Source organism: Microbacterium sp. Root1433D1, from assembly GCF_001426835.1.
Classification (GTDB): Bacteria; Actinomycetota; Actinomycetes; order Actinomycetales; family Microbacteriaceae; genus Microbacterium; species Microbacterium maritypicum.
The window spans coordinates 980,486-1,004,048 of the sequence record NZ_LMFN01000002.1 but is presented as its reverse complement, the minus strand read 5'-3'; the positions used below and the strand labels follow the sequence as shown (position 1 = coordinate 1,004,048).

General features: G+C 69.0%; 26 protein-coding genes. 13 read left to right on the top strand and 13 right to left on the bottom strand.

The genetic code is table 11. From position 1 onward, the window contains the following. Nucleotides 1-3 precede the first annotated feature (3 nt). The 4 genes from ASD13_RS10715 to ASD13_RS10700 are packed head-to-tail and all read left to right on the top strand — an operon-like array spanning nt 4 to nt 2,678. A complete protein-coding gene (locus ASD13_RS10715) occupies nt 4-348 on the top strand; it encodes a thiamine-binding protein (RefSeq protein ID WP_055869064.1) in 345 nt (114 codons plus the stop codon). Beyond that, nucleotides 341-823, top strand: a complete 483-nt coding sequence (locus ASD13_RS10710; protein ID WP_055869063.1) for a GNAT family N-acetyltransferase — start codon at nt 341-343, stop codon at nt 821-823. The genes ASD13_RS10715 and ASD13_RS10710 overlap by 8 nt, the downstream gene beginning before the upstream one ends. Nucleotides 824-827: 4 nt before the next feature. After that, on the top strand, nt 828-2,057 hold the full coding sequence (locus tag ASD13_RS10705) for an MFS transporter (protein ID WP_055869062.1): 1,230 nt from the start codon (nt 828-830) through the stop codon (nt 2,055-2,057). 9 nt (nt 2,058-2,066) lie between these two features. Further along, on the top strand, nt 2,067-2,678 hold the full coding sequence (locus tag ASD13_RS10700) for an NUDIX hydrolase (protein ID WP_055869061.1): 612 nt from the start codon (nt 2,067-2,069) through the stop codon (nt 2,676-2,678). Between the two features lie 10 nt (nt 2,679-2,688). On the opposite strand, the gene metX is transcribed toward ASD13_RS10700, so the two are convergent. The 3 genes from metX to ASD13_RS10685 form a co-directional block, all read right to left on the bottom strand. Then, nucleotides 2,689-3,894, bottom strand: coding sequence for a homoserine O-acetyltransferase MetX (metX, locus tag ASD13_RS10695; protein ID WP_055869060.1), 1,206 nt, complete (start codon nt 3,892-3,894; stop codon nt 2,689-2,691). Nucleotides 3,895-4,017: 123 nt separating this feature from the next. After that, nucleotides 4,018-4,962 (bottom strand): endonuclease/exonuclease/phosphatase family protein, encoded by a 945-nt coding sequence (locus tag ASD13_RS10690; protein WP_055869059.1) that lies wholly within the window; start codon nt 4,960-4,962, stop codon nt 4,018-4,020. A gap of 127 nt (nt 4,963-5,089) precedes the next feature. Further along, on the bottom strand, nt 5,090-6,412 hold the full coding sequence (locus ASD13_RS10685; RefSeq protein ID WP_017831068.1) for a bifunctional o-acetylhomoserine/o-acetylserine sulfhydrylase: 1,323 nt from the start codon (nt 6,410-6,412) through the stop codon (nt 5,090-5,092). A 195-nt stretch (nt 6,413-6,607) separates the two neighbouring features. Here ASD13_RS10685 and ASD13_RS10680 point away from each other — a divergent pair, with 195 nt between their 5' ends. Genes ASD13_RS10680 through ASD13_RS10670 form a run of 3 tightly spaced genes read left to right on the top strand, consistent with a single transcriptional unit; the run spans nt 6,608 to nt 8,728 of the window. Beyond that, nucleotides 6,608-7,390: an SDR family oxidoreductase gene (locus ASD13_RS10680; protein ID WP_200935138.1), complete on the top strand. Its 783-nt coding sequence runs from the start codon at nt 6,608-6,610 to the stop codon at nt 7,388-7,390. A 2-nt stretch (nt 7,391-7,392) separates the two neighbouring features. Next, on the top strand, nt 7,393-8,106 hold the full coding sequence (locus tag ASD13_RS10675) for a uracil-DNA glycosylase (protein ID WP_055869058.1): 714 nt from the start codon (nt 7,393-7,395) through the stop codon (nt 8,104-8,106). Nucleotides 8,107-8,110: 4 nt separating this feature from the next. Then, nucleotides 8,111-8,728 carry a GNAT family N-acetyltransferase gene (locus ASD13_RS10670; RefSeq protein WP_055869057.1) on the top strand — a complete coding sequence of 206 codons (618 nt, stop codon included), beginning with the start codon at nt 8,111-8,113 and terminating at the stop codon, nt 8,726-8,728. Nucleotides 8,729-8,758: 30 nt separating this feature from the next. Here ASD13_RS10670 and ASD13_RS10665 read toward each other — a convergent pair whose 3' ends face one another. The 6 genes from ASD13_RS10665 to ASD13_RS10640 all read right to left on the bottom strand — a co-directional run bounded on the left by ASD13_RS10665 (nt 8,759) and on the right by ASD13_RS10640 (nt 14,714). Continuing rightward, the gene (locus ASD13_RS10665; protein WP_055869187.1) at nt 8,759-9,556 is read right to left on the bottom strand and encodes an ABC transporter ATP-binding protein; all 798 of its coding nucleotides are present in this window, start codon (nt 9,554-9,556) and stop codon (nt 8,759-8,761) included. Further along, complete coding sequence (locus ASD13_RS10660; protein WP_055869056.1) at nt 9,556-10,344, bottom strand: ATP-binding cassette domain-containing protein; 789 nt, start codon at nt 10,342-10,344, stop codon at nt 9,556-9,558. Before ASD13_RS10660 ends, ASD13_RS10665 begins: the two co-directional genes overlap by 1 nt. Beyond that, a complete protein-coding gene (locus tag ASD13_RS10655; protein ID WP_055869055.1) occupies nt 10,341-11,210 on the bottom strand; it encodes an ABC transporter permease in 870 nt (289 codons plus the stop codon). The genes ASD13_RS10660 and ASD13_RS10655 overlap by 4 nt, the downstream gene beginning before the upstream one ends. After that, a complete protein-coding gene (locus tag ASD13_RS10650) occupies nt 11,207-12,157 on the bottom strand; it encodes an ABC transporter permease (RefSeq protein WP_055869054.1) in 951 nt (316 codons plus the stop codon). Before ASD13_RS10650 ends, ASD13_RS10655 begins: the two co-directional genes overlap by 4 nt. A gap of 17 nt (nt 12,158-12,174) precedes the next feature. Beyond that, nucleotides 12,175-13,695 carry an ABC transporter substrate-binding protein gene (locus ASD13_RS10645; protein ID WP_055869053.1) on the bottom strand — a complete coding sequence of 507 codons (1,521 nt, stop codon included), beginning with the start codon at nt 13,693-13,695 and terminating at the stop codon, nt 12,175-12,177. A 92-nt stretch (nt 13,696-13,787) separates the two neighbouring features. Continuing rightward, nucleotides 13,788-14,714, bottom strand: coding sequence for an alpha/beta fold hydrolase (locus ASD13_RS10640; RefSeq protein ID WP_055869052.1), 927 nt, complete (start codon nt 14,712-14,714; stop codon nt 13,788-13,790). A 173-nt stretch (nt 14,715-14,887) separates the two neighbouring features. Between ASD13_RS10640 and ASD13_RS10635 the strand changes: the two genes are divergently transcribed. From ASD13_RS10635 to ASD13_RS10625, 3 genes are read left to right on the top strand one after another with little or no spacing between them, the layout of a single operon-like run. Further along, nucleotides 14,888-15,364: a carboxymuconolactone decarboxylase family protein gene (locus ASD13_RS10635; RefSeq protein WP_055869051.1), complete on the top strand. Its 477-nt coding sequence runs from the start codon at nt 14,888-14,890 to the stop codon at nt 15,362-15,364. Continuing rightward, the gene (locus ASD13_RS10630; protein WP_055869050.1) at nt 15,361-16,101 is read left to right on the top strand and encodes a tyrosine-protein phosphatase; all 741 of its coding nucleotides are present in this window, start codon (nt 15,361-15,363) and stop codon (nt 16,099-16,101) included. Before ASD13_RS10635 ends, ASD13_RS10630 begins: the two co-directional genes overlap by 4 nt. 44 nt (nt 16,102-16,145) lie before the next feature. Further along, nucleotides 16,146-16,616 (top strand): SIP domain-containing protein, encoded by a 471-nt coding sequence (locus tag ASD13_RS10625; protein WP_055869049.1) that lies wholly within the window; start codon nt 16,146-16,148, stop codon nt 16,614-16,616. Between the two features lie 91 nt (nt 16,617-16,707). Here the strand turns inward: ASD13_RS10625 and ASD13_RS10620 are convergent, their stop codons facing one another. The 4 genes from ASD13_RS10620 to ASD13_RS17740 form a co-directional block, all read right to left on the bottom strand. Then, on the bottom strand, nt 16,708-17,154 hold the full coding sequence (locus tag ASD13_RS10620; protein ID WP_055869048.1) for a hypothetical protein: 447 nt from the start codon (nt 17,152-17,154) through the stop codon (nt 16,708-16,710). Further along, nucleotides 17,151-17,954 (bottom strand): arginase family protein, encoded by an 804-nt coding sequence (locus tag ASD13_RS10615; RefSeq protein WP_055869047.1) that lies wholly within the window; start codon nt 17,952-17,954, stop codon nt 17,151-17,153. The genes ASD13_RS10620 and ASD13_RS10615 overlap by 4 nt, the downstream gene beginning before the upstream one ends. Before the next feature lie 65 nt (nt 17,955-18,019). After that, a complete protein-coding gene (locus tag ASD13_RS10610) occupies nt 18,020-18,763 on the bottom strand; it encodes a PspA/IM30 family protein (protein WP_055869046.1) in 744 nt (247 codons plus the stop codon). 58 nt (nt 18,764-18,821) lie between these two features. Next, complete coding sequence (locus tag ASD13_RS17740; protein ID WP_055869045.1) at nt 18,822-20,864, bottom strand: TPM domain-containing protein; 2,043 nt, start codon at nt 20,862-20,864, stop codon at nt 18,822-18,824. A gap of 122 nt (nt 20,865-20,986) precedes the next feature. Here ASD13_RS17740 and ASD13_RS10600 point away from each other — a divergent pair, with 122 nt between their 5' ends. Genes ASD13_RS10600 through ASD13_RS10590 form a run of 3 tightly spaced genes read left to right on the top strand, consistent with a single transcriptional unit; the run spans nt 20,987 to nt 23,495 of the window. After that, the gene (locus ASD13_RS10600; protein WP_055869044.1) at nt 20,987-21,826 is read left to right on the top strand and encodes a DUF3097 domain-containing protein; all 840 of its coding nucleotides are present in this window, start codon (nt 20,987-20,989) and stop codon (nt 21,824-21,826) included. A gap of 56 nt (nt 21,827-21,882) precedes the next feature. Further along, on the top strand, nt 21,883-22,608 hold the full coding sequence (trmB, locus tag ASD13_RS10595) for a tRNA (guanosine(46)-N7)-methyltransferase TrmB (RefSeq protein ID WP_055869043.1): 726 nt from the start codon (nt 21,883-21,885) through the stop codon (nt 22,606-22,608). Continuing rightward, on the top strand, nt 22,605-23,495 hold the full coding sequence (locus tag ASD13_RS10590; RefSeq protein WP_055869042.1) for a CPBP family intramembrane glutamic endopeptidase: 891 nt from the start codon (nt 22,605-22,607) through the stop codon (nt 23,493-23,495). Before trmB ends, ASD13_RS10590 begins: the two co-directional genes overlap by 4 nt. The last annotated feature ends 68 nt before the right edge of the window (nt 23,496-23,563 follow it).

The window sequence follows — 23,563 nt, the reverse complement described above, 5'->3', positions numbered from 1 at the left end:
CCCATGCTGATCGCCTTCTCCGTCGCCCCCAGCGGCACCCCCGCCGATGGTGCAGAGCGCACCGACGCCTCCGTGCACGACGCGGTGGCCGCTGCCGTGCGCGTCGTGCGCGAATCGGGGCTGCCGCACCGCACCACGAGCATGTTCACCGAGATCGAGGGCCCGGACTGGGACACGGTCATGGACGTCGTGAAGCGCGCGACCGAAGCGGTCATGCCGTTCGGGTCGCGGGTCTCGCTCGTGCTCAAGGCCGACATCCGCCCGGGGTACTCCGGAGAGCTCGACGCGAAGATCGAACGTCTGGAGAGCGCGATCGAGGAGGCAGCCGTCGAGGAGTCCGGTGACTGATCCCGTTTCGCTCTCGTCGGTCGTTCTCCGACCGGCGCTCGCCGAGGATGCGGAGTGGATCGCCGAGCTGCGGGCCGATGTGCTCCGCGCCGACCTGGAGCGGCTGGGGCGCTACGACCAGACGCGCGTCCGGCAGCGGTTCCGCGACGCGTTCGAGCCGGCGTACACGCGGATCATCGTCGTGGACGCCGCGGACGTCGGTTCTGTCGCCCTCCGCCCCGACGGAGACGCCTTCTGGCTGGAGCACCTCTACATCGACGCCTCGCACCAGGGGAGGGGCGTCGGCAGCCGGGTCCTGGCGATGATCCTCGATGACGACGGGCTGTACCGGCTCAACGTGCTCCAGGGCAGTCCGGCGCGCAGCCTCTACGAGCGTCACGGGTTCGTCGTCGACTCGCAGGACGACGTGGACGTGTTCATGACGCGAGAGCGGACCGGGCGGGCGGTCGCGCACCCGCGACGGCCGCTAAGCTGATGCGGTGAATCCCTCGACGCAATCGAGGGGTGCGGCGAAGTGGGCGCTCCTCTCTCTCGCCATCGGCAGCTTCGGCATCGGCATGACCGAATTCGTGGTCATGGGTCTGCTGCCCAACATCGCCGCCGACCTGCTGCCTTCGCTCTGGGCGACCAGTCGGGAAGACGCCCTGAGCCAGGCCGGCTGGCTGATCTCGCTGTACGCGCTCGGCGTGGTGGTCGGTGCGCCGACCATCGCCGGCTTCGTCGCCCGCTATCCGCGGCATCGTGTGATGATCGTGCTGGCCCTCGCCCTGACGGTGTTCAACGCGCTCACGGTGGTGCTGCCCACGTTCGAGCTCGTCGCCGCGTCCCGCTTCCTCGCGGGGCTTCCGCACGGCGCCTACTTCGGCATCGGAGCGCTCGTCGCCGCCGACGTGATGGGACCGGGCAACCGTGCCAAGGGCGTGGCCTTCATCCTCACCGGGCTCACGGTCGCCAACGTCATCGGCGTGCCGCTGGGAACGTTCCTCGGACAGCAGTGGGGCTGGCGCTCCGCCTTCGCGGTCGTGGCGCTCGTGTTCGCTCTCGCGACGCTGTGCATAGCCGTCTTCGTCCCGGAGCATCCCGGAGACCCCGGCCGTACGATGCGCCAGGAGCTGCGGGTGTTCCGCATCCCGCAGGTGTGGTTCACGCTCGGTGTCGGCGCCATCGGCTTCGGCGGATTCTTCGCCGTCTACAGCTACATCGCCCCGCTGGTGACGGAGGTCTCCGGTTCACCGGAATGGGTGGTGCCGATCGTCCTCGTGTTGATGGGACTCGGGATGACGGCGGGGAACCTGGTCGGCGGTCACCTCGCCGACATCGACCTGCGCCGCACGCTGCTGTTCGGCCTCGCCGCGATGGCCGTCGTCTTCGCGCTGCTGGCTTTCCTCTCGTTCTGGATCGTCAGCCTGGCCGCGGTGGTGCTCGTGGTCGGTTTCGTGTCGTCGGTGCTGAGCCCGACGATCCAGACGCGGCTCATGGACGTGGCGGGCGACAACCAGTCGATCGCGGCGGCCATGAACCACTCGGCGCTCAACATCGGCAACAGCCTGGGCGCGTTCCTCGGCGGCGTCGTGATCGCCGCGGGCTGGGGCTTCACCGCACCGGCGTGGACGGGGGCAGTGCTCGCCGGGGCCGGCCTGCTGATCGCGCTGCTGTCGTATCGCGTCGAAGGGCGTCGCGCTGCGGCGACGGAGCTGGTCGCGTCGTAGAGTGACGGGGTGAGCGCCCCTGAGTCGTCCCTGCCCGTCGCCGGCACCGTCGTGGTGCTGCGCGCAGCGGACCCGGGGTTCGAACTGCTGCTGATGCGGCGCCCCGATCGCGGATCCTTCGCGGGAGCCTGGGTCTTCCCCGGGGGCAAGGTCGAGCCCGGCGACGTGCGCGACGGCGACGACGAGGCCGAAGACGCTCGCCGGGCCGCGATCAGGGAGACCCGCGAGGAGGTGGGGCTCGCGGTGGATGATCTCGTGCCGCTGTCGCAGTGGCAGCCGCCGCTCGAGGCCCCCACCCGCATCCGGACGTGGTTCTTCCTGGCGGAGGCGTCGGATGAGGAGCCCTCGCCCTCTGCGGAGGAGGTCGCGGAGATCGCCTGGGTGCGGCCGGCGGAGGCGCTCGCCAGACACGCGGCAGGGGAGTGGACGCTGTATCCCCCGACGTGGATCACCCTCCACCAGCTCTCGGTGTTCGGCGATGTCGCCGCTGCCGTGGCGGCGAGTGGCGTCGCGCAGCTGTTCCGGACCAGGGTGCTCGATTCCGACGCCGGCCGCGCCTTCGCATGGGATCAGGGACGCCTCGAAGCCGGTGCCCTGCCGTGGCGGTTCATCGAGACCTGAGCGGGCGGGATCAGCTGTCCAGCAGACGGCGCAGGTTCGTGCCGACGGCCTCGGTCTCGATGAGGAACCCGTCGTGCCCGAAGTCGCTGGTGATGACCACCGCCTCGTCGTCGATGACGTTCGGGATGCTGCGCGCGATGCGCTGCTGCCCGTCGACGGGGAAGAGGCGGTCGCTGTCGATGCCGAGCACCAGCGTGGTCGCGGTGACGGCACGCAGCGCCTCCTCGACGCCACCGCGCCCGCGGCCGACGTCGTGCGAGTTCATGGCCTCGACGAGCGTGATGTAGCTGTTCGCGTCGAAACGGCGGGTGAACTTGTTGCCGTGGAAGTCGAGGTACGACTCCACCGCGAAGCGACCGCCGTGGCCGAGGGGCGAGACATCCGATTGCCAGGATCGCTGGAAGCGCTGGTTGAGCTCGATCGGGCTGCGGTAGTTCAGCAGGGCCATGCGCCGTGCCAAGGCGAGGCCGCGGTGCGGACCGTCGCCGTCACCGAGATCGTAGTATTCACCGCCCTGGAATCGCGGATCCATCCGGATGGTCTCCAGCTGCACCGTGTTGAGCGCGATCTGGTCGGCGGTCGTCACCGGTGGCGACGAGAGCACAGCGAGTCGCCGCACGCGCTCGGGATGCGTGGCCGCCCATTCCAGCGCGTGCATGCCTCCCATGGAGCCGCCGATCACGGCTGCCCAGCTCTCGATGCCCAGAGCGTCGGCGAGGCGCACCTGAGCGGCGACCTGGTCGCGGATGGTCAGGTACGGGAACCGTGACGCCCACTCGTAGCCGTCGGGAGCGACGCTTGCCGGCCCCGTCGAACCCTGGCAGCCTCCCAGCATGTTCGGGGCGATCACGAACCAGCGGTCGGTGTCGAGCGGAGCACCGGGACCGGTGATGTCCTCCCACCAGCCGCCGGTGGGGTGACCGGCGCCCGCGGGGCCGCGCACATGGCTGTCTCCGGTGAGCGCATGCAGCACCAGGACGGCGTTGTCACGGGCGCTGTTCAACTCGCCCCAGGACTCGTAGGCGATGCGGATGGCGGGCAGCTGCGCACCGCTTTCGGTGGAGAAGGGACCGGAGGCGGCGAAGCGTCGCCCTCCCACAGGGTCTCCGTCTCGCCATGCGCCGGTCGCCGGCGGGCGGGCACGGAGCAGCCGGACGTCGGCCTCCGTCACGGGTGCCGAAGGCACCGTGTCCTCGGAGGTCGTCTGCCAGTCCATGTCCCCATTCTCGCCTGGTGCGGAGCCTGTCGGTGGCAGGTTACGATCCGACCTGCGTGCGGCGCCGCTGAGACTGCCGATCGAGACGTCGGGCCCAGCGCACTCGGCGTCAGCGCACTCGGGTCAGCGCACTCGGGTCAGGGTGGCGAGATGATCGCTGTTCCCCGCCCGCATCGTGGTCGAGGTGACGACGTCGAGACCGCGCACGAACACCTGGTCGATGCGCACGAGGGGGAAGGCGACGGGCCACGTGAACCCGAGCGTCCCGTCGGTCGGACGCACTCCGTCGGCCTCCGCGCGCAGAGCGGACAGGCTCGGATCCGTCGACGGCGCATTGAAGTCGCCGACGACGAGGAGCGATTCTGCAGGATCGACGGCGACCTGTTCCGCGATTCCGCTCAGCATCGTGTCGCGGTCCTGCTGGTGTCCCGGCCGCACCGATGCGGCGTGCAGCACATACACGGCGACCGGAGCCGACGGGGCCTGTACCTCGACGCGGAGCGCCCGCTTCCAGCTGAGCCCCAGCGTGAGCGGCTCGGCGTTCGCGAGCGGATACCGACTCCAGACGCCGACGGTTCCGACCGTGTACGAGTGCGGGTAGTCGGCGGCGAGGGCGTTCTGAGCGGCCGAGAGGCTGTCTCCGTCGAGCTCGACGAGCGCGATCACGTCGGCACCGCTCTGCGCGAGCTCGGTCGCGGACGCGGCGGCTCCACCGGATCGTGCGCGCACGTTCTGGCTCACGACCGTCAACGCGGATGCGGATGCCGGCTCCGCGCTCGTCTGACCGGGGAGCCCGGGAAACGCCGGTGCCATCGCCAGCACCCACAGCAGGGCGGGAACCAGGACGAGCACGATCACCCTGCGCGCGCGGAGAAGCGCAGCGACCACCAGTGCGAGCAGCACGAGTCCGAGCCAGGGGAGCACGGCCGCGACCGCTGTGCCCACGACACCCGGGATCCAGCCGCAGGCCACGATCAGCAGCAGCGCGGCGCTGGCGACGGCGATCCACCGTGCGGCGGCGGTGGCGGATCGCCGGATGCGCGGCGGTCGGTTTTCGACGTCGATCATGCTCTCCTCACAGCGGTATCCCATTCTCGACGGAACCGCCTGTGGGTCAGCCGGACGAGCGAGCCGTGCACGTGAAGATGCCCCGGAGCGGTGAGCTCCGGGGCATCATCTTCGCAGTGCAGGCGGGTCAGGCGCGCGCAGCCTCCGACACGCGGCGTGCCGCGGCGAGAGCCTGGTCGAGGTCGGCCTTGAGGTCGTCGACGTTCTCGATGCCGACGGAGAGGCGGACGAGGCCCGGCGTCACACCGGCGGTCAGCTGCTGCTCGGGCGTCAGCTGCGCGTGGGTGGTGGATGCGGGGTGGATGACGAGCGAGCGCACGTCGCCGATGTTGGCGAGGTGGCTGAACAAGGACAGGCTGTTCACGAACTCGCGGCCCGCCTCGACTCCGCCCTTGAGCTCGAACGACAGCACAGCACCGACGCCCTTGGGGGCGTACTCGTTCGCCTTGGCGTACCAGGGCGACGAGGGCAGACCCGAGTAGTTGACGGTCGCGACGTCATCACGGCTGTCGAGCCACTCGGCGATCTCCTGGGCGTTCTGCACGTGACGCTCGATGCGCAGCGACAGGGTCTCGACTCCCTGGATGAGGTTCCAGGCGCTCTGCGGGGCGATCGCCGAGCCGAGGTCGCGGAGCAGCTGCACGCGAGCCTTGATGATGTAGGCGAGGGCGTCGCCGACCGCGGCCGTGTAGCTGGCGCCGTGGTACGAGGGGTCCGGCACGGTGAGGCCGGGGAACTTGTCGACGTTCTTCGACCACTCGAACTTTCCGCCGTCGATGATGACGCCGCCGATGGTCGTGCCGTGGCCGCCGAGGAACTTCGTCACCGAGTGCACGACGATGTCGGCGCCGAACTCGAACGGACGGATCAGGTACGGGGTGGCGATCGTGTTGTCGACGATCAGCGGGACGCCGCTCTCGTGCGCGACGTCGGCGACGGTGCGGATGTCGAGGATGTTGATCTGCGGGTTGCCGATCGTCTCCGCGAAGAACAGCTTCGTGTTCGGGCGGACCGCGCGACGCCACTCCTCGGGGTCGTCCTGGTTCTCGACGAACGTGACCTCGATACCGAGCTTCGCGAGCGTGTACTTGAAGAGGTTGTACGTGCCGCCGTAGATCGAGCTGGAGGCGACGAAGTGGTCGCCGGCCTCGGCGATGTTCAGGACCGCGAAGGTCGATGCGGCCTGGCCGCTGGCGAGGACGAGGGCTCCGGTGCCGCCTTCGAGAGCGGCGAGACGCTGCTCCAACACGTCCTGCGTCGGGTTCTGGATGCGGGTGTAGATGTTGCCGAACTCCGCGAGGGCGAACAGGTTGGCGGCGTGGTCCGCGCTGTCGAACACGTAGGAGGTGGTCTGGTAGATCGGCGTGGCACGTGCCTTGGTGACCGGGTCGGGGGCAGCGCCCGAGTGGATCTGCTTGGTCTCGAAACGCCAGGACTCGGGTGCGGACATGTGGTTCCCCCAGAAGTGGTCGGAAGGTCGGGTGGCGGATGCCGTTGCTGCGAGAGTACGGAATATCGGTGCGTGTCAACAACAGGCGGGAAATGTGACGTAACAGAGCGGAGGCCCGGAATCACGGGGCTGAGGGATCCGCGACAGCCCCGTGGGGGAGTCTGCAATCCGTGGAGAACGCCGTACGGTGGAGGCATGGTGAACAGACGTGCAGTGGTGACAGGTGCGAGTTCGGGCATCGGCGCAGCGACGGTGCGTGCGCTGCGCGCCCGGGGATGGGACGTCGTCGGCGTCGCGCGGCGCGAGGATCGACTCGCAGCGCTCGCCGCGGAGACCGGAGCCTCGGCCATCGCCTGCGACCTCACGGACGCCGCGGCCGTCGAGGCACTCGTGGGCGAGCTCGAGAGTTCGGGTCCGGTGCACGCGCTGGTGCAGGTGGCCGGAGGCGCCCGCGGCACCGACCGCATCGAGGACGCCTCGGTCGAGGATTGGCAGTGGATGTTCGACGCCAACGTCCTGGCCAGTCAGCGCCTCGTCGCCGGTCTGCTTCCGCTGCTGCGCCGCGCGGCGGCCGCCGACGGCCATGCCGACACGATCTTCGTCACCTCCACTGCCGCGCAGAACGCGTATGCCGGGGGCGCGGGCTACAACGCCGCGAAGGCCGCCGAGGGGATGCTGGTGAAGGTCCTGCGTCAGGAACTCAACGGCGAGCCGATCCGTGTGGTCGAGGTGGCACCGGGAATGGTGCACACCGAGGAGTTCACGCTCAACCGACTGGGTGGCGACTCCGTCGCGGCCGAAGCCGTGTATGCGGGCGTGGACGCCCCGCTCCTCGCCGACGACGTCGCCGATGTGATCGCCTATGCGCTGGAGTCCCCGGGCCACGTGAACCTCGATCTGATCACGATGCGCCCGGTCGCGCAGTCCGCACAGCATCTGCTCGCCCGGGGTCCGCTGCGCGTGCGGTCCATCGACTGACGATGGCGCAGACCCTGGCAGAGCTCGCCACGGACGGTCGGATCGACGCCGGCTGGGCGGATGCACTGGCCCCGGTCCAGGACACGATCACCACTCTGGGGGAACGCCTTCGCTCCGAGCAGGAGGCGGGCCACGGCTACCTGCCCTCCGGCGAGAACGTGCTCAGGGCCTTCCGTCGTCCTCTCTCGGACGTGCGCGTGCTGATCACCGGGCAGGATCCGTATCCCACTCCCGGGCATCCCATCGGGCTATCGTTCGCCGTCGACCGTGACGTGCGTCCGCTTCCGCGCAGCCTCTCGAACATCTACAAGGAGCGAGAGAGCGACCTGGGCATCCCGCCGGCACCGCACGGAGACCTCACCGCCTGGAGCGAACAGGGCGTCCTCCTGCTGAACCGCGTGCTCACGGTGCGCCCGGGCGTCGCCGCCTCGCACCGCGGCTGGGGGTGGGAGAAGGTCACCGAGCTCGCGATCCGCGCGCTCGTGGCCCGTGATCAGCCCCTCGTCGCGATCCTGTGGGGGAAGGATGCGGCCGGCCTGCAGCCCCTCCTGGGCGAGACGCCGGTGATCGCATCGGCGCATCCTTCTCCGCTCTCGGCCCGTCGCGGCTTCTTCGGTTCCCGCCCGTTCTCGCGCGCGAACGCGCTGCTCGAGGAGCAGGGAGCCGATCCGGTCGACTGGAGAGTGGAAGGCGAAGCCGGTCCGTCTCTAAGCTGAGCGCATGCAGTTCGAGCCGGGGGACCGTCGCCGCGTTCTGCCGCGCCATCTTCGGCCCGCACCTGCCCCAGAGGTCTTCTCCTACACGATCCGTGCTGCCCGGCCCGCAGATCTCCCTCACGTGCGGGAGATCTACAACCACTTCGTGAGCAACTCGGCCGTGACGCTCGACGAGCGGCGCAGCAGCATCCCCTACTGGCGGGACAAGTACGCGCTGCTGACCAGGCTGCAGCTGCCGTTCCTTGTCGCGGTGTCGCCGGGCGGTGAGGTGATGGGCTACGCGCTCGCGCAGCCCTGGGCGGGCAAGAACGCCTACAAGTACACGGTCGAGGATTCGATCTACCTCGGTCCCGGCGCCGGGGGCAAGGGCCTGGGGGCAGCATTGCTGCAGGCGCTCATCGACGCCTGCGAGCAGATCGGGCTGCGCGAGATGGTCGCGGTCATCAGCGACCACGGCGCCGAGGCGTCGATCCGGCTGCACGAGAAGCTCGGCTTCATCGAGGCCGGACGGATGGGGCGCGTCGGATACAAGTTCGGCCGCGACCTCGGCACCGTCTACATGCGCCGCGTGCTCAAGCCCACAGGACGGCGACGGGGGAGTCTGTTCGGCGCGCGGCGCTGACCGTCGGCGTCCACTCGAACCGGCGTCGGATCACCGCCCGGGAGAGCCGGGGATCACGGGGATCGCCGCGAGGAGCTTCTTCGTGTAGTCCTGTTCCGGGTGCAGGAGCACGTCCGTCGTGGAGCCGCGTTCGACGATCCGCCCGTCTTTCATCACGACGACCGTGTCGCACAGGTTCTGCACGACGCCGATGTCGTGCGAGACGAGCACGAGGGTCAGATCGCTCGTTTGTCGCAGCTCGATCAGCAGGTCGAGGATCTGCGCACGCACCGTCACGTCGAGCGCCGACAGCGGTTCGTCGCCCACCAGGATGCGCGGGCGATGCACGATCGCCCGCGCGAGGGCGATTCGCTGCCGCTGCCCGCCCGAGAATTCGTGCGGGTAGCGGTCGCCCATATCCGGTTCCAGACCCACCTGCGCGAGCACCTCGCGGACCCGCGCACGGTGGTCACCCTCGACGCCCAGTGCCCAGAGCGGTTCTCGCACGATCTGACCGGCCGTCATGCGGGGATCGAGTGACGCGTAGGGGTCTTGGAACACCAGCCCGGTCTCCCGGCGCAGCCAGTGCAGAGACTTCGCCGAGGCTGTGGCGTCCACCGCGCGACCGTCGATGCGGACGGTTCCGGAGGTCGCTCGGTCGAGCCCCAGGAGCAGTCTCACCAGGGTGGACTTTCCCGATCCGGACTCGCCGATGATGCCGACGGATGATCCTTCGACGACATCGAGGTCGGTGGGGGCCAGGGCGGTCTGGGTCCTGGTGCGCTCGAAGGCGGAGCGCTTCGGGACGAAGAAGTCCCGTCCGAGTCCGCGAGCTTCGATCAGGTTCATCAGGCGTCCCCGTCCGGTCGCCACAGCGTCGCCGTCGCATCTCGCAGCAGTCCCTGGGTGACCGGGGACGCAGGGGTCGACAGGAGGGTCGAGACCGGAGCGGCCTCGACGACCCGCCCGTGTTCGAGCACGACGCCGTCGGTCGCGACCTGGGCGAGCACGGCGAGGTCGTGGGTGATGAAGACGAGGGACATCCCCTCGTCGGCGACGAGGGACAGCAGCAGGGAGAGGATCTCGGCCTGGATCGTGACGTCGAGCGCGGTCGTCGGCTCGTCGGCGATGAGCAGGCGTGGGCGACAGGCCAGCGCCATCGCGATGGCGACGCGTTGCCTCTGGCCGCCGGAGAGCTGATGGGGGTAGCGGTCGACGATCGACTCGGGATCGGGCAGCCGGACGCGGGCGGCCTCGACGATCGCCCGCTCCCTGGCCTCGCGGCGGCCCAGTCCCTGATGGATGCGGATCGACTCCGCGATCTGCCGACCGACCGTCCTGATGGGGTTCAGAGCGGTGCGCGGTTCTTGGAACACGATGCCGATGTCGTCGCCGCGCAGACGGGCGAGCTCGCGATCGGGCATCCCGATCAACTCGGTGCCGTCCCAGCGGATGCTGCCGCTCGCGGTCGCGCCGTCGGGGAGCAGGCCCAGCACCGCGAGGGCGGTGAGCGACTTGCCGGAGCCGGATTCGCCGATCAGACCGAGTCGAGCGCCGTCCGGCACGTCGAAGGAGACGCCGTCGACCACCGTTCGTCCGTCGATCTCGATCACGAGGTCGTGCACCGACAGGCTCATGCGACCACCCCCGGGGTGTGGATCTCGGCGGCGCGATGCCGCAGGGTGGGATCGGTCGCCTCGCGCAGGCCGTCGCCCAGCAGGTTGAGGGCGAGCACGGTGATCGTGATCGTGAGTCCTGGCCAGATGACCGAGAGCGGATGCACCCCGATGTACCGCTGGAGATCGGCGAGCAGCAGGCCCCAGCTCGGCTCGACCACGGAAGCGCCGAAGCCCAGGTAGGACAGCCCGGCCTCGGCGAGGACGGCGACGGCCATCGACCACGACAGCTGCACGATGAAGACCGGCGCCACATTCGGAAGCAAGTGGCGCACGAGGCTCTGGGAGGGAGTGAGTCCTGCGGCTCGCGCGGCCAGGACGAAGTCGCTCTGCTGCACGCGGCGCAGCTCCGGCCGGGTGACCCTCGCGATGTTCACGCCGAATCCGATGCCCACCGCCCAGATCACGACCCAGAGCGAACCACCCCAGACGGAGGAGATCATCATGGCGATCAGCAGCACGGGAAAGGCGATCAGGATGTCGACGAGCACGGCGACGGTCTCTCGCAGCCAGCGCGTCGTCAGCGCTCCGAGCGCGGCGAGGGCGATGCCCACCACGGTGGCCACGATGCCGGCGCCCACGCTGACGAACACCGTCGTGCGTGCCCCCGCCATCAGCAGGCTCAGGATGTCGCGTCCGGTGTCGTCCGTGCCGAGAAGGTGCGGCCAGCTCGGTGGCAGCCAGCGATCGCCGATGTCCGAGGCCTGCGGGTCGAACGGCGTCCACAACAGCGACACGAGAGCGGTGACGGCGATCACCGCGACGACGATGATCCCGAAGCGCCCTGTCGAGGCGGCCCAGAGTCGGTCGAGCCAGCGCGGAATCATGCGGCCTCCCGTTGCCGAGGGTCGATCGCGCGGTGCAGGAGATCGACCAGGAAGCCCACGACCAGCACGAAGCCGGTGAGCACCAGCAGTTCGCTCTGCACCTTGATGAGGTCGCGGGTGCCGACATCGGCCACGAGCATGCGTCCGATCCCCGGAAGGGTGAACAGCTGCTCGATCACCACCGAGCCGACGATGATGCCGGCCACCTGCAGGCCGAGCACCGTGATGATGGAGAGGCCGACGGCGGGGATGCCGTGCTGGATGAGAGCGCGGGTGCGGGTGAGGCCCTTCGCCGCGGCAGTGCGGACGAAGTCCTGCCCGGCGGCCTGCAGGGTCGCGCTGCGGACGAATCGCATGAGCATCGCCCCCTCGACGATGCCGATCGTCAAGGCGGGGAGCAACAGGGACTCGATCGCCTTCCCCGGGGTCGACCAGCCGGTGCGGGGGAAGCCCTGCGGAGGAAGCCACCCCAGCCAGACCGAGAACACGACGATGAGCATCATGCCGGCCCACACCACGGGTACGGCGGCCAGCGTCTGGGCGCCGACGCTGAGTGCGGTGCCGCCGCGACGGTTGCGCAGGAGCGCGGCCAGGATTCCGAAGGGCACGGCGATGAGCACGGCGATCAGCAGCGACATGACCCCCAGTGGAACGGTGACCTGGGCCTTGAGGAACAGCTCTTCCCCGACGGATGCCCCCGACAGCAACGAGGTGCCCAGGTCGCCGCGGAAGATCCCCCCGATCCAGTCCGTGTACTGGGCGAGCAGAGGACGGTTCAGACCGAGGGACTCGCGAAGGGCTTCGACCTCGACGGGGGAGGCCTGCGTGCCCGCGATGAGCTGCGCGACGTCGCCGGGGAAGACGCGCAGCGTCAGGAAGATGAGCACGCTCGAGACGAGGAGCCCTGCGATGAGCAGGGCTCCTCGGACGAGCGCGTAGCGGAGCACGAAGGGGTGACCGCTCGCTACTTCTCGGCGGAGACGGTGACGCCGGCGAGGTTGATGCGCGAGTTGATGGAGTCTTCGGGGAATCCGGTCACGATGGGACTCACCGCCGTGATGGTCTCGCCGTTGTACAGCCAGTCGGCGGCGTGGTCCTCCGACACGAGGCGTGCAGCCTGTGCGAGCAGTTCAGCGGACTTGTCGGGGTCGACCTCGGCCAGCGCCTTCGCGTACAGGCTCTGCACCTCAGCGTTGTCGTACCCGAAGTAGTAGTCCGGGTTGGCGAAGTTGCCGAAATCTCGGGGCTCGACGTGCAGCACGAAGCTCAGGTCGTAGTCCTGGTTGGTGTAGACGTCTTCCAGCCAGGTCGGGAACTCGACCGCGTTCACCTCGAGGGTCACACCGACCTTCTTGAAGTCGGAGATCAGCACCTTGGGAACGGTCGTCCCGTAGAACGAGGGGATCGTGAGCGTCAGCTCCAGATCCTTCTGGCCGGCCTCGGCGAGCAGCGCCTTGGCCTTCTCCGGGTCATAGGAGACGACATCCGACAGATCTTCATAACCGGGGTCGAGCTCGGGGATCGGACCGTACAGGGGCGTTCCCGCGCCGACCGCCTCGATGAGGGCGTCGTGGTCGATGGCGAGGCGCAGCGCTTCGCGCACGCGGACGTCGTCGAGCGGTGCCTTCTTGTTGTTGAAGGCGAGTGTCGCCTTGTCGGTCGTGCGTCCCGTCGTGAGGGCGAAGTCGCCGGAGTCCTCGAGCTGAGGCGCGAGGTTCGGGTCGACGGCGGTGAGCACATCGACGTCGCCGGCCAGCGCTGCGTTGACGCCGGCGGTGAAGTCGGGGATGTACTGGAACTCGACCTGGGCGACCCCGGCAGGATCCCCCCAGTAGGCGTCGTTGCGCGCGAACGTGATGGTGCTGCCCTTGTTCCAGCGCGTCAGCGTGAAGGGTCCGGTGCCGTTCTCCGCGGTCTTCAGCTCGGTCGTGTCCGCGGACTTGAAGACGAGACCTGCGGGCCCGGTGAGGGCGAACAGGAAGTTCTGGTTCGGCTCGGACAGCGTGATCTCGACCGTCGTCGGGTCGGGCGCGGTGATCGCCGTGACGGCGGCGAAGTCCGCGTTGCCCTGCACGGTGGCATCGGTGCGGACGGTCTCGTAGGAGGAGACGACGTCGGCCGAGGTGAGAGGCGTTCCGTCATGGAACAGGACACCCTCGTTCAGCGTGAACGTGTAGGTGAGGCCGTCGGAGGAGACCTCGTAGTCCGAGGCGAGCCGACCTTCGATCTCGTTGTCCTGCGTGCGGGTCACGAGGCCTTCGTAGATGTTGTCGATCAGGATCTGCTCGAGGGCGGCGCCGCTGGTGTGACGGATGTCGAGGTTGGTCGGCTCGAGGACGAGACCGACGTGCAGCGTCGCGTTCGGGTCGGGTGTTCCGGGCGCGCTGCTGGGCTCGGGGTCGGGAGTGCCGGAGCATGCGCTCAGGATCACGGCGGTGGCCGCGAGCGCGGATATCAGCGCGAGACGTCGGGTACGTCGGAACATGGGCGTTTCCTCTCGGTGCGGCAGCTGCTGTGTGCCGTGGGATCGAGCCTAGAGATGTGTGGCGGGGTGAGGGTCGGGTATGGAACGGAACGTCATATTCTGCGGGCGGGGGTCGCTGATTCGATGAGCCCGGCCAGAGCGACCGGAGCCGTCTCCTGCACATTGTGGGTCGCATCGAGGACGACCAGATGCGCCGTGGGGACGCGTCGCTGGAGCTCCGCGGCATCTTCTTCGCTGACGAAGCCGCGTGCCGCGCGCACCAGTGTGATCGGCGCGGTGACCGCTGCCAGGTCGTCCCAGCCCGTCTCGTGGAGCACCGACGGCGCCGTCGCCGATCCGGGATCGTGAGCCGCCAGTGCCTGGGCGGCGAGATGGGCGAAGTGGTGCTTCCACTCCACACGTCCGTCCGCGCGCACGCGCGTGTTCAAGAAGACGCCGCGTTCCGTCTCAGGGCGCGTCCCGCCGAAGCCGAGCGAGATCGCCTTGTCGACGAGTTCGTCCCGTGAGGCGAAGTCGGTCGGGCCGGCGTAGAACTCGCGCAACGCCGCAGGACCGGCTGTCACGTCGATGCCTGGCGTGATGTCGATGATGATGACCTCGGACACCAGATCAGGTCGCGAGGCGGCGAGAGCGGCGCCCGTGAGGCCTCCGAGCGACTGCCCGACCACCAGCTGGGGCTGTGTGGTCCAGGCCTCGATCGCGGCAGCGACGTCGCGGGCGAGGGTGCGCGGCGTGTAGTCGACGTCGTCTCGCCAGGAGGAGTCGCCGTGCCCGGCGAGATCGATCGCGAGGAGGGGCTGCTGCAGCGCGAGCGTTGTGGTGTCCCAGGTGTGCGCGTTCAGGCCCGCGCCGTGCAGCAGCGTCACGCGCGGGGCTTCGCTTCCGAAGCGGAGGGCACTCAGGGTGCGTCCGTCGGCGAGCGGAAGGGTGAGACGTTCCACCGGGGGTAGGGGGACGCCGAGCGCTTCGGCCTGTGCGGGAAGATAGCTGAACTCGCTGTTGTCGATCGCCACCTCCACATTCTGCTCCCTCCGCCCGACATGCCGGAAATGCCGGGTCAATATGGCAAGTGGATGCTGTCTCACGGCTCGCAATATGTCCACTTTTGACAAGATGTTCTTGTCGTAGTGCATTTCAGTGGTGGATGGCTCCGGTCGGGGCCCCGCTGTGAGACGCCTAATATCATGGAGTCATGAGCGAGACGCGTGTGCACCTGTCCAAGACCGAACCGGCCGCGTACCAGGCGCTTGACGCATTCTCGAAGACCGTGGGGCAGATCTGCGCGGCCAACGGCATCGACGAGCGCCTCAAGGAGCTCGTCATGATCCACTGCTCGCAGCTCAACGGCTGCGCCTACTGTGCGCGGATCCATGTCGACAGGGCGGTGGCGGCCGGAGTCGACATCGACACCCTCACGCAGATTCCCACCTGGCGAGAGAGCGGCGTGTTCAGCGATCGCGAGCGCGCTGCGCTCGAGCTCGCCGAAGCCTTCACGTTCATCGCCGAGGACGGGATCTCCGATGAGGTGTACGACCAGGTCGGAAGCGTGTTCACCGAGAAGGAGTACGCGGCGCTCAGCTGGGCGTGCGTATCCATCAATGCGTTCAACCGCATCGTGATCGCCGGACGATACCCGGTTCCCGTTCGCGCCCCGCAGGCCCAGGCATGACCATCCTCGAGATCGAAGGGGTCTTCAACGTCAGGGATGTCGGGGGCATGCCGGCGAACGGCGGGCGCATCCGCTCCGGCGCTCTGCTGAGAGCAGGGCAACTCTCCGGGGCGACCACCTCGGGCGCCGCCGCGTTGCGGGCCCGCGTCCAGCACATCGTGGATCTGCGTGACGGCGAAGAGGTCGCAGCGGAGCCCTCGGAGATCGAGGGGCCTGACACCACGCACCTGCCGCTGTTCCTGGGGTCGGTGCGATCCTTCTTCGAAGCCGACACCAGCCTCGACGACCTGTATCTGCATCTCCTCGAAGAGAGCGGGGAACGGCTCGCGGACGCCATCCGCATCATCGCCGCGGGGGAGCGCACGCTGGTGCATTGCACGGTCGGCAAGGACCGCACGGGGGTCACCGTCGCCCTCGCCCTCTCCGCCGTCGGCGCCGATCGGGAGGCCGTGATCGCCGACTATGCGCTCACGGAGTCTCAGCTCCCGGCTCAGCGTTCGCAGCGGATCGCCGACTACCTTCGCACCCAGCACCCGGAAGCCGTGCACGCGGTGGCGCTCGCCACCCAGTCTCCGGCGCCCGTGATGCGGCGCCTGCTGGAGCAGGTGGACGAACGGTGGGGGTCTGCTGCCGGATACCTGCGCGCGCAGGGGATGACCGACGCAGAGCTGGCCGCGCTGTCGGCGGCACTCGTGGAGGATGCGTCGGAGCCGTCGACCTCGTCGCTGCCCAGCTGATGCAAGGTTAGGCAAGCCTTCACTTGGTGTACGATGAAGACACCATGAACACCTCGCTCGAGACTCGCGGCACGCGCGCCGAACGTCGCGCAGCCCGTCGGCGTTCCCACCACCTGGTGACGGCGGACGAGCGCTCGCTGACCGAGCTCGAGGTGTTCCTGACGACGTTGCCGCTGTGCGCGTCCGGCCGCATCTTCATCGAGGTGCCCGAGGTCGCCGATATCGGCTTCATCGAGGCCCCTGGCCGCATGACAGTGACATGGCTGGCGCGAGAGCAGCGATCGGGTGCCCCCGGAAGCGGTCGTGCATGCGCACCGGGCCAGGCGCTGGCGCGCGCGACCTGTGCGTGGGCCGACGAGATGATGTGCGACGACGAGATCGAGACCCACGTCACCTTGCTGGGCGGCTACCTGGGCACGGCGGACATCGTCGAGCACCTGACGACGTCTTTGGAGATCTCGCCGGCGCTCATCCATGCTCCCGAGCGCTTCGGCCTGCTGCCCGTCGAACACTGACACGGCCTCTGCCGATCCGCGTTCGCGCGCAGCGATGGTCCTCCTGAGCGCGGTGCTGTGAGCTGCGGTGCGTCTCGCGGACGGCCGCGATCTATCGGCGCGTGCGTCGCACGTAGTTTCCGTCCTCCAGCCCCGCTTCGATCTCGAAGCGGTTGCGCAGCGGGTCTCGGCCGGCGAACAGGTAGAGAACGGGCATCAGGAAGCCGTAGCGGAGCCACTGCGCCTTGTGCACAGCCTCGTGACGGAGCACCGCCTCGCTGGGACGGCTGTCACCGGTCAGGAAGCAGCCGCCGACGCACACTCCTCCGCGGTTGAAGGTCCAGCTCGGCATGCCCTGGAAGATCCACAGTCCGGCACGCCGCTCGACGGGGCCGGTGCTCCACAGGGATCCCCACACCCAGCCGACGGCCGTGCCCCAGAGGTAGCCGAGCCTGCTCACCGGAGAGCGCAGCAGGAAGGACGGGATGCGGCGGTCGAATCGTCGTCCACGAGCGAGGATCTCATCGGCTCGCGTTCGCCAGTCGGCCCCGGCGGTCACGCCACCGCTCCGACCAGCCGCAGCAGTGCACCGAGGTCGTCGACGGCATCGGCCGGAGAGCGGGGTGCGAACCCGGCGATGGTCGCGCCTGCGAGCGGCACCTCGGTGCGCAGGGCTCGGATGGCGGTGCTGAGCGCTGCGGGGGAGAGCCCGAAGGGCACCGAGGACGAGACGCCGGCGAAGTCGGAGGGGTCCAGCACATCGACATCGATGTGCACCCACACGCGTGAAGCCCCGGTCGCGCGGACCGCGTCGAGCAGCGCCTCCGGGCGGGCGAGGTCGTCGACCGAGAGGTTGGTGAGAGGGGCGATCTGGTCGACCTCCTCGTCATCGAGATTGCGGATCCCGACCGTGATCACGCGGCTCGCAGGGATCGCGGGCGTGAGCACGAGCTGATCCTCTCCCTCGCCGAGCAGAGCGCGCAGCGCCATGCCCGAGAACGCACCGGACGGCGAGGTCTCGGGGGTGTGCATGTCGGCGTGCGCATCGCACCACACCACGGCAAGGCCCTCGGTGCCCCCGGGCAGTGCATCGAGGGCGGCGACGGTGACGCTGCAATCACCACCGATCACGACGGTGTCGGAGTCGATGTGCCCGTGGACGAGTTCGCGGGTGCGGAGAAGCGCACTCAGGCGGCGGACTCCGGTGCCCAGGGATTCGCCGGCCTCGACCGGCACGTCGAGCACGGTGGTGGCAGCCCGGGGGAGATCACCGGAGATCGCCGAGGCGCCGTCTGTGAGCAGCATCGCGCGCGGTGCGGGCGAGCCCTGCCACTGCGGGATGACGAGGAATCGCACCATGGGTGCCTCCGAAGAAGAGAGGGCGGATGCCCCGGGCACGCAGCTCGGGGCATCCGCCGGTCGTGTCAGTTGCCTTCGATGGCCTGGCGGGGAGCGGTGCTGCCGGCCTTGAGCTCGGCGAGGCGCGCCTCGACCTCGGTCAGCTCGCCGAGGTCTTCCAGGCTCTCGAACTGGGCGTCGAGGCTCGACGCTGCGAGCTCGATCTTGCCCTGTGCGATGGCCTCCTGGCGGCGGACCTTGTCCTCGAAACGGCCCAGCTCACTGGTGGGGTCGAGCACGTTGATCGAGCCGACCGCGTCCTGCACCTTGGTCTGCGCCTCGGCGACCTTGGCGCGGGCGAGGAGTTCGCTGCGCTTGTTCTTGAGCTCGACCAGCTTGTCCTTCATGCCGTTCAGGCCGCTCTTGAGCTTGTCGACGATCTCGGTCTGGGCCGCGATCTGCGGCTCGGCGCCCGTGGCCTCGCGCTCGGCGCTGATCTGACGCTGGAGAGCGATCTTGGCCAGGTTGTCGAACTTGTCGGCGTCGGCGGTGTTGCCGCTCGCACGCATCTCATCGGCCTTGCGGCTGGCGGCGAGAGCCTTGTTGCCCCACTCGGTCGAAGCCTGGACGTCTTCCTCGTGGTCGCGCTCGAGCAGGCGCAGGTTGCCGATGGTCTCCGCGATCGCGGACTCGGCGTCGGCGATGCTGTTCGTGTAGTCGCGAACGAGCTGGTCGATCATCTTCTGCGGGTCTTCCGCAGAGTCCAGCAGGGAGTTGATGTTCGCGCGGACGAGGGTCGAGATACGTCCGAAGATGGACTGCTTGGTCATGCGTGGTTCCTTTCAGAGGGCGTCTTCGAGAGCTTGTCGTAAGTGTCTGTGTAGGGGATCAGAAGCGTCTACCTCCCGATCGGCCGCTGCGGCCGCTGCTGCGCGAGCCTCCGCCTCCGAAACCGGAGCTGCGGAAGCCTCCCCCTCCCGAGGAGCGCCAGCCGCTGCTGTTTCCTCGACGAGAGGAGCCTCCGCCTCCACCAGCGAGCAGGCCGCCGATGATGCCGCCGAGGATGTCGCCGCCGATCCCCGAACCGCCCGACGACGATCCGGAACCGCCGAAGGGGCCGCCGAAGCCGCCCTGGTCGAAGCCGGGAGGGTTGTAGGACTGCACGTCGGACTGCGCCGCGGACGTTGCCTGTCCCGCCAGAGCGAGCGCACGATTCGCTTCCGCCAGCGCGGCGTCCGGGTCGGTGGCTCGCAGATTCAGCGCCTGCGACAGACTCGCTTCCGCGTTGGCGAGACGCGTGCGTGCGGTGGAGCCCACGGTCCCACGACGGGTCTCGATGAACTCGCGAGCGGCACGGATCTCGGAGTTCGCCTGCGCGAGGGTCTGCTCCAGCATCTGCTGCACACGGCGGGCGCGTTCGACGCTCTCCCGACCCTGCGCGATCGCCGCGTCGATCTGTGCGTTGGCCGCGCTGAGCGCCTCGAGCACACGCTGCGGATTGCGCGCGGAACCGGCGAGCTCGGTCTGCGCCACCTGAAGCTGCTGCGCGGTCGCGGAGGCCGCTGCGGCGATCGTGCCCGAGGGGTCGGGAAGCTGCTGCGCTGCGGCGAGGTCTGCCTGCAGCTCGGCGACGAGCGCCTGGGACTGCGCCTCGATCGCGGAGAGCTCGGCCCCCAGCGTCGAGACAGCCTGTGCGAGCTGCGCGGCCTGCGCGACGGATTGCTCGGCCGTGCGGATGGCGAAGGCCGCCTCGCCCGAGCGCCCGGCTGCGATCGCCTGCGCCGCCGCCTCGATCGACCGATCCGCGAGATCGGCGCGTTCGCGGGCCTGGGCGGGGTTGTCTGCGACCATCGCGAGTGCCGCCGGGGCGTAGGTCGTCGACAGCGCGGCGAGAGCCGGAGCTGCCGAAGCGAGGACGGGGTCGAGGGCTGCGCGCTCACCGCGGACCCGCTCGAGTTCCTGCGGGGCGTTCTGCTCCAGCTTGCGGAGGGCGTCGAAGGCCGCCGTGTTGTCGTCGAGGATGTCGTCGATCTCGTCTGCGATCCGGATGATGCGGATGTGCCAGGCCCTGCGGTCGTGGATCGTGTCCTCGATCTCGTCGTCGAGCTTCTGCTTGAGGTCGAAGGCCTCGGAGATCTTCGCCTTCGCGGCGTCGACGACGCGCGTGAACTCCTCGGTCGCTCCTTCACCGAACTGCGCGACGGCGAAGCCGAGTTCCTCTCTGCTGGAGGTGATGGCGTCGTCGGCCTGCACGAGCGCGAGTCCGGCCTGCGTCTCGACCTGCTGGTCGGTGAGGGTGGAGAAAGGAACGGCGGGGTCGGGCGTCTCCGGCATGGCTCCGCGCTCGCGGATCTCGGCCCTGCGGCGTGCGCGGCGCACCAGGGCGATGACGAGCCAGAGAAGAAGCGCCACCGCGATCACGGCGACCACGATCAGTCCGATGCGCAGTGCGCCGGCGCCCCCGTCTCCCTGGATCTCGTCGGCGGCGAGGGTGATCGCTCCGACCCAGTCGCCGTCTGCGGCGAAGGGGACCATCTTGTCTTCGATGCTGTCGAGCTGGCCGAAGCTCACCGGACCGTCGGGCGCAGCGGAGATGTAGTAGCTGCGCCCGTCGACGGCGATCGCGAGGAGATACTGCTCGGTGCCGAGGTTGTTGTTCTGCGCGACCGTGTCGGCCCACTGCACGTTGTCGGTGGGATTGGTGAAGTCGTCGACGAGGACGACGAACAGATCGGCGTTCGAGTTGTCGGTCAGCTCCTGGAGCCTGGCCTCGACGGTGGCTTCTTCGTCGGCGCTCAGCACTCCGGCCTGGTCGGTGACGTAGCCGGCGTCGAGCGTGACCGGATCGGTGGCGGATGCCGCGGAGGCGGTGAACGCCCCGGCGACCGCAGCGAGGGTGAGTGCGGCCAGCGCGAGCCACCGTTTCGTCATCGTGTTCCCTCCGACCGGCAGCCGAGCCCCATGCCTTGAGTCTATGCACTCCGTCCGACACGCGACAGCACTCACGGCGGGTTCGCCGTTCGCCCTCAGCGCAGACACATACGCTGGGAGGCATGGACGACATGTACGGTTCGGATGTGCTGGCGACGGGCTGGCGCGACCGCGGCGCGAAGAAGGTGCCACAGGTCGCGGCGGAGGCGGATCTCGTGGTCGAGGTCGCCGACGACGGCTTCTGCGGTGCGGTCACCCGAGTGCAGGGCGGCAACGTCGAGCTGGAGGACCGCCTCGGGCGCCGGCGCCTGTTCCCCCTCGGCGGGGGGTTCCTCATCGACGGCGCGCCTGTCCGGCTGGTCGTCCCCGCAGCGAAGGAGCAGGGACCTCGCCGGACGGCATCCGGTTCCTTCGTCGTCGCCGACCAGCGCGCCCGCGTGGCCCTGCCCAGTCGGATCCTCGTCGAGGGCAAGCACGATGCCGAACTCGTCGAGAAGGTGTGGGGCGCCGACCTGCGGGTCGAGGGAGTGGTCGTCGAGTTCCTCCAGGGCGTGGATCTGCTCGATGATCTGCTGGCCGCCGAGCCGCCCAGTGCGACGCGACGCTACGGCGTCCTCGTCGATCACCTCGTCGCGGGCTCGAAGGAGTCGAGGATCGCCGACGCCGTCGCGCGCGGCCCGCACGGACGCCATCTCCGCATCGTCGGGCATCCTTTCGTCGACGTCTGGCAGTGCGTGACGCCGCGAGCTCTCGGCATCGCGAAGTGGCCGGAGATCCCGCGCGGCATCGAGTGGAAGGTCGGAATCTGCCGCGCGTTCGGCTGGCCTCACGAGACACAGGCCGACATCGCCCGCGCCTGGCAGCACATCCTCTCCAAGGTCACGACGTATCGAGACCTGGAACCGGCGCTGCTGGGCCGTGTGGAGGAGCTCATCGACTTCGTCACGGCGCCGGCGGTCTGAGCCGCCGCGGTCGCCGCGGCACCGGAGGCCACGACGCCGACGGCTACCCTGGAAACATGCCCGAACCCCGTACCTTCCGAGACGAGCCGGTCTCGTTCGTGCGCCGCAGCGGCCGGATGTCCGACGCGCAGGAGCGCGCCTTCACCGAGCTCGGCCCGCACTATCTGCTCGACGTGCCGCGCGATGTCGCCTGGACCTCAGTGCACCCCGAGGCGCGCTTGGACCCCGCGACCGAGTACGGACGCTCGGCGGATCTCTATGTCGAGATCGGCTCGGGGCAGGGGCATGCGATCGTGGCGGCCGCCTCGTCGCGCCCGGATGACGACTTCCTCGCCGTCGAGGTGTTCCGCGCCGGACTCGCACGGACCATGCTCGATGCCGATCGCGAGGGCGCTCGGAACCTGCGCGTGGTCGAGGCCAACGCACCCGAGGTGCTCTCCTCGTTCCTGCCCGAGGCGGCCGCGCGTGAGGTGTGGATCTTCTTCCCCGACCCGTGGCACAAGAAGAAACACACCAAGCGCCGTCTGGTGCGGCCCGGATTCGGCGACACCGCCGCGAGGGCGCTGCGTGACGGCGGACTGCTGCGGCTCGCGACGGACTGGGAGGACTATGCGCTGCAGATGCGCGACGTGCTCGATGCCGAGCCGTCGTTCGAGCGCGCGTTCGACGGAGAATGGGCAGATCGCTTCGACGGACGGGTGATGACCGCGTTCGAGCGCAAGGGCATCGCCAAGGGGCGGGACATCCGCGACCTCGTCTATCGGCGCAGGACGCGCACATGACCGACGTGCGGCGCGACACGAGGCAGCGGTGGAGCTTCGTGCCGGCGCTGCTCGTGTGCGCCGCGGCTCCGGCGTTCTTCGTGCTGGAGATCCCCTGGCTCGGCTGGACGCTGCTCGCGGCTGGCATCGCCGTGGCCGCTCTGATCGAGCGGGGTCGGCATCCCGAGGACCAGGTCGTGAGCGTGGGTTCGCGCCGGGAGAGCGCGAGGGCGATCGGCCTGCACCGGCCCCCGTCTCTCACGAGGGATCTCTCCCTGATCGCGATCGGCCTTCTGATCGTGAGCATCATCCCGTTGGCCGCAGAGCTCGACAATCTCGCGATGCTGCGATTCACCCTCGCACTGGGTGGGGCGGTCGCAGTGCCGTACCTGATCTCTCGGTTCGTCTATCGAGACCGCGCGATCAGCTTCCCCTGGCGGACCCATAAGCGCTGGGGCCGGCTGCAGTGGGGCTGGCTCGTGGCGGTGCTGGTGCTCGGGTGGCTGATCCTGCCCTTCTACTTCATCACCAGCGGCGTGTACCAGAACTGGCCGGTGGTCGACACGCCCGATCTCATCGCGAGACTCTTCGTGGGTGTGGGCGCTGTCGGCATCTGGGATGAGCTGTTCTTCATCTGCACGGTGTTCGCTCTGCTGCGGCGCCATTTCCCGGATCTCGTCGCGAACCTGCTGCAGACGATCGTCTTCGTCTCGTTCCTGTGGGAACTGGGCTACCGCGAGTGGGGACCGCTGCTGACCATTCCGTTCGCCCTGCTGCAGGGCTACATCTTCCTCCGCACGCACTCGCTCGCCTACGTCGTGACCGTGCACCTGCTCTTCGACGCCGTGGTCTTCGCCGTTCTGGTGCACGCGCACAACCCGGGACTGCTGTCGATCTTCCTGGTCTAGAGCGGCACATCGAGACGCGCCGAGTGCCCGGGGGCGTTTGGTGTGCGGCACCCCGGCGCGGGACAATC

Excerpts from the sequence above, each read along its gene's own strand:
- ASD13_RS10715 (WP_055869064.1), top strand. The coding sequence starts at position 4 with ATGCTGATCGCCTTCTCCGTCGCCCCCAGCGGCACCCCCGCCGATGGT.
- metX (WP_055869060.1), bottom strand. The coding sequence starts at position 3,894 with ATGGACTGGCAGACGACCTCCGAGGACACGGTGCCTTCGGCACCCGTG.
- ASD13_RS10690 (WP_055869059.1), bottom strand. The coding sequence starts at position 4,962 with ATGATCGACGTCGAAAACCGACCGCCGCGCATCCGGCGATCCGCCACC.
- ASD13_RS10685 (WP_017831068.1), bottom strand. The coding sequence starts at position 6,412 with ATGTCCGCACCCGAGTCCTGGCGTTTCGAGACCAAGCAGATCCACTCG.
- ASD13_RS10680 (WP_200935138.1), top strand. The coding sequence starts at position 6,608 with ATGGTGAACAGACGTGCAGTGGTGACAGGTGCGAGTTCGGGCATCGGC.
- ASD13_RS10675 (WP_055869058.1), top strand. The coding sequence starts at position 7,393 with ATGGCGCAGACCCTGGCAGAGCTCGCCACGGACGGTCGGATCGACGCC.
- ASD13_RS10670 (WP_055869057.1), top strand. The coding sequence starts at position 8,111 with ATGCAGTTCGAGCCGGGGGACCGTCGCCGCGTTCTGCCGCGCCATCTT.
- ASD13_RS10665 (WP_055869187.1), bottom strand. The coding sequence starts at position 9,556 with ATGAACCTGATCGAAGCTCGCGGACTCGGACGGGACTTCTTCGTCCCG.
- ASD13_RS10660 (WP_055869056.1), bottom strand. The coding sequence starts at position 10,344 with ATGAGCCTGTCGGTGCACGACCTCGTGATCGAGATCGACGGACGAACG.
- ASD13_RS10655 (WP_055869055.1), bottom strand. The coding sequence starts at position 11,210 with ATGATTCCGCGCTGGCTCGACCGACTCTGGGCCGCCTCGACAGGGCGC.
- ASD13_RS10645 (WP_055869053.1), bottom strand. The coding sequence starts at position 13,695 with ATGTTCCGACGTACCCGACGTCTCGCGCTGATATCCGCGCTCGCGGCC.
- ASD13_RS10635 (WP_055869051.1), top strand. The coding sequence starts at position 14,888 with ATGAGCGAGACGCGTGTGCACCTGTCCAAGACCGAACCGGCCGCGTAC.
- ASD13_RS10630 (WP_055869050.1), top strand. The coding sequence starts at position 15,361 with ATGACCATCCTCGAGATCGAAGGGGTCTTCAACGTCAGGGATGTCGGG.
- ASD13_RS10625 (WP_055869049.1), top strand. The coding sequence starts at position 16,146 with ATGAACACCTCGCTCGAGACTCGCGGCACGCGCGCCGAACGTCGCGCA.
- ASD13_RS10615 (WP_055869047.1), bottom strand. The coding sequence starts at position 17,954 with ATGGTGCGATTCCTCGTCATCCCGCAGTGGCAGGGCTCGCCCGCACCG.
- ASD13_RS10610 (WP_055869046.1), bottom strand. The coding sequence starts at position 18,763 with ATGACCAAGCAGTCCATCTTCGGACGTATCTCGACCCTCGTCCGCGCG.
- ASD13_RS17740 (WP_055869045.1), bottom strand. The coding sequence starts at position 20,864 with ATGACGAAACGGTGGCTCGCGCTGGCCGCACTCACCCTCGCTGCGGTC.
- ASD13_RS10600 (WP_055869044.1), top strand. The coding sequence starts at position 20,987 with ATGGACGACATGTACGGTTCGGATGTGCTGGCGACGGGCTGGCGCGAC.
- trmB (WP_055869043.1), top strand. The coding sequence starts at position 21,883 with ATGCCCGAACCCCGTACCTTCCGAGACGAGCCGGTCTCGTTCGTGCGC.
- ASD13_RS10590 (WP_055869042.1), top strand. The coding sequence starts at position 22,605 with ATGACCGACGTGCGGCGCGACACGAGGCAGCGGTGGAGCTTCGTGCCG.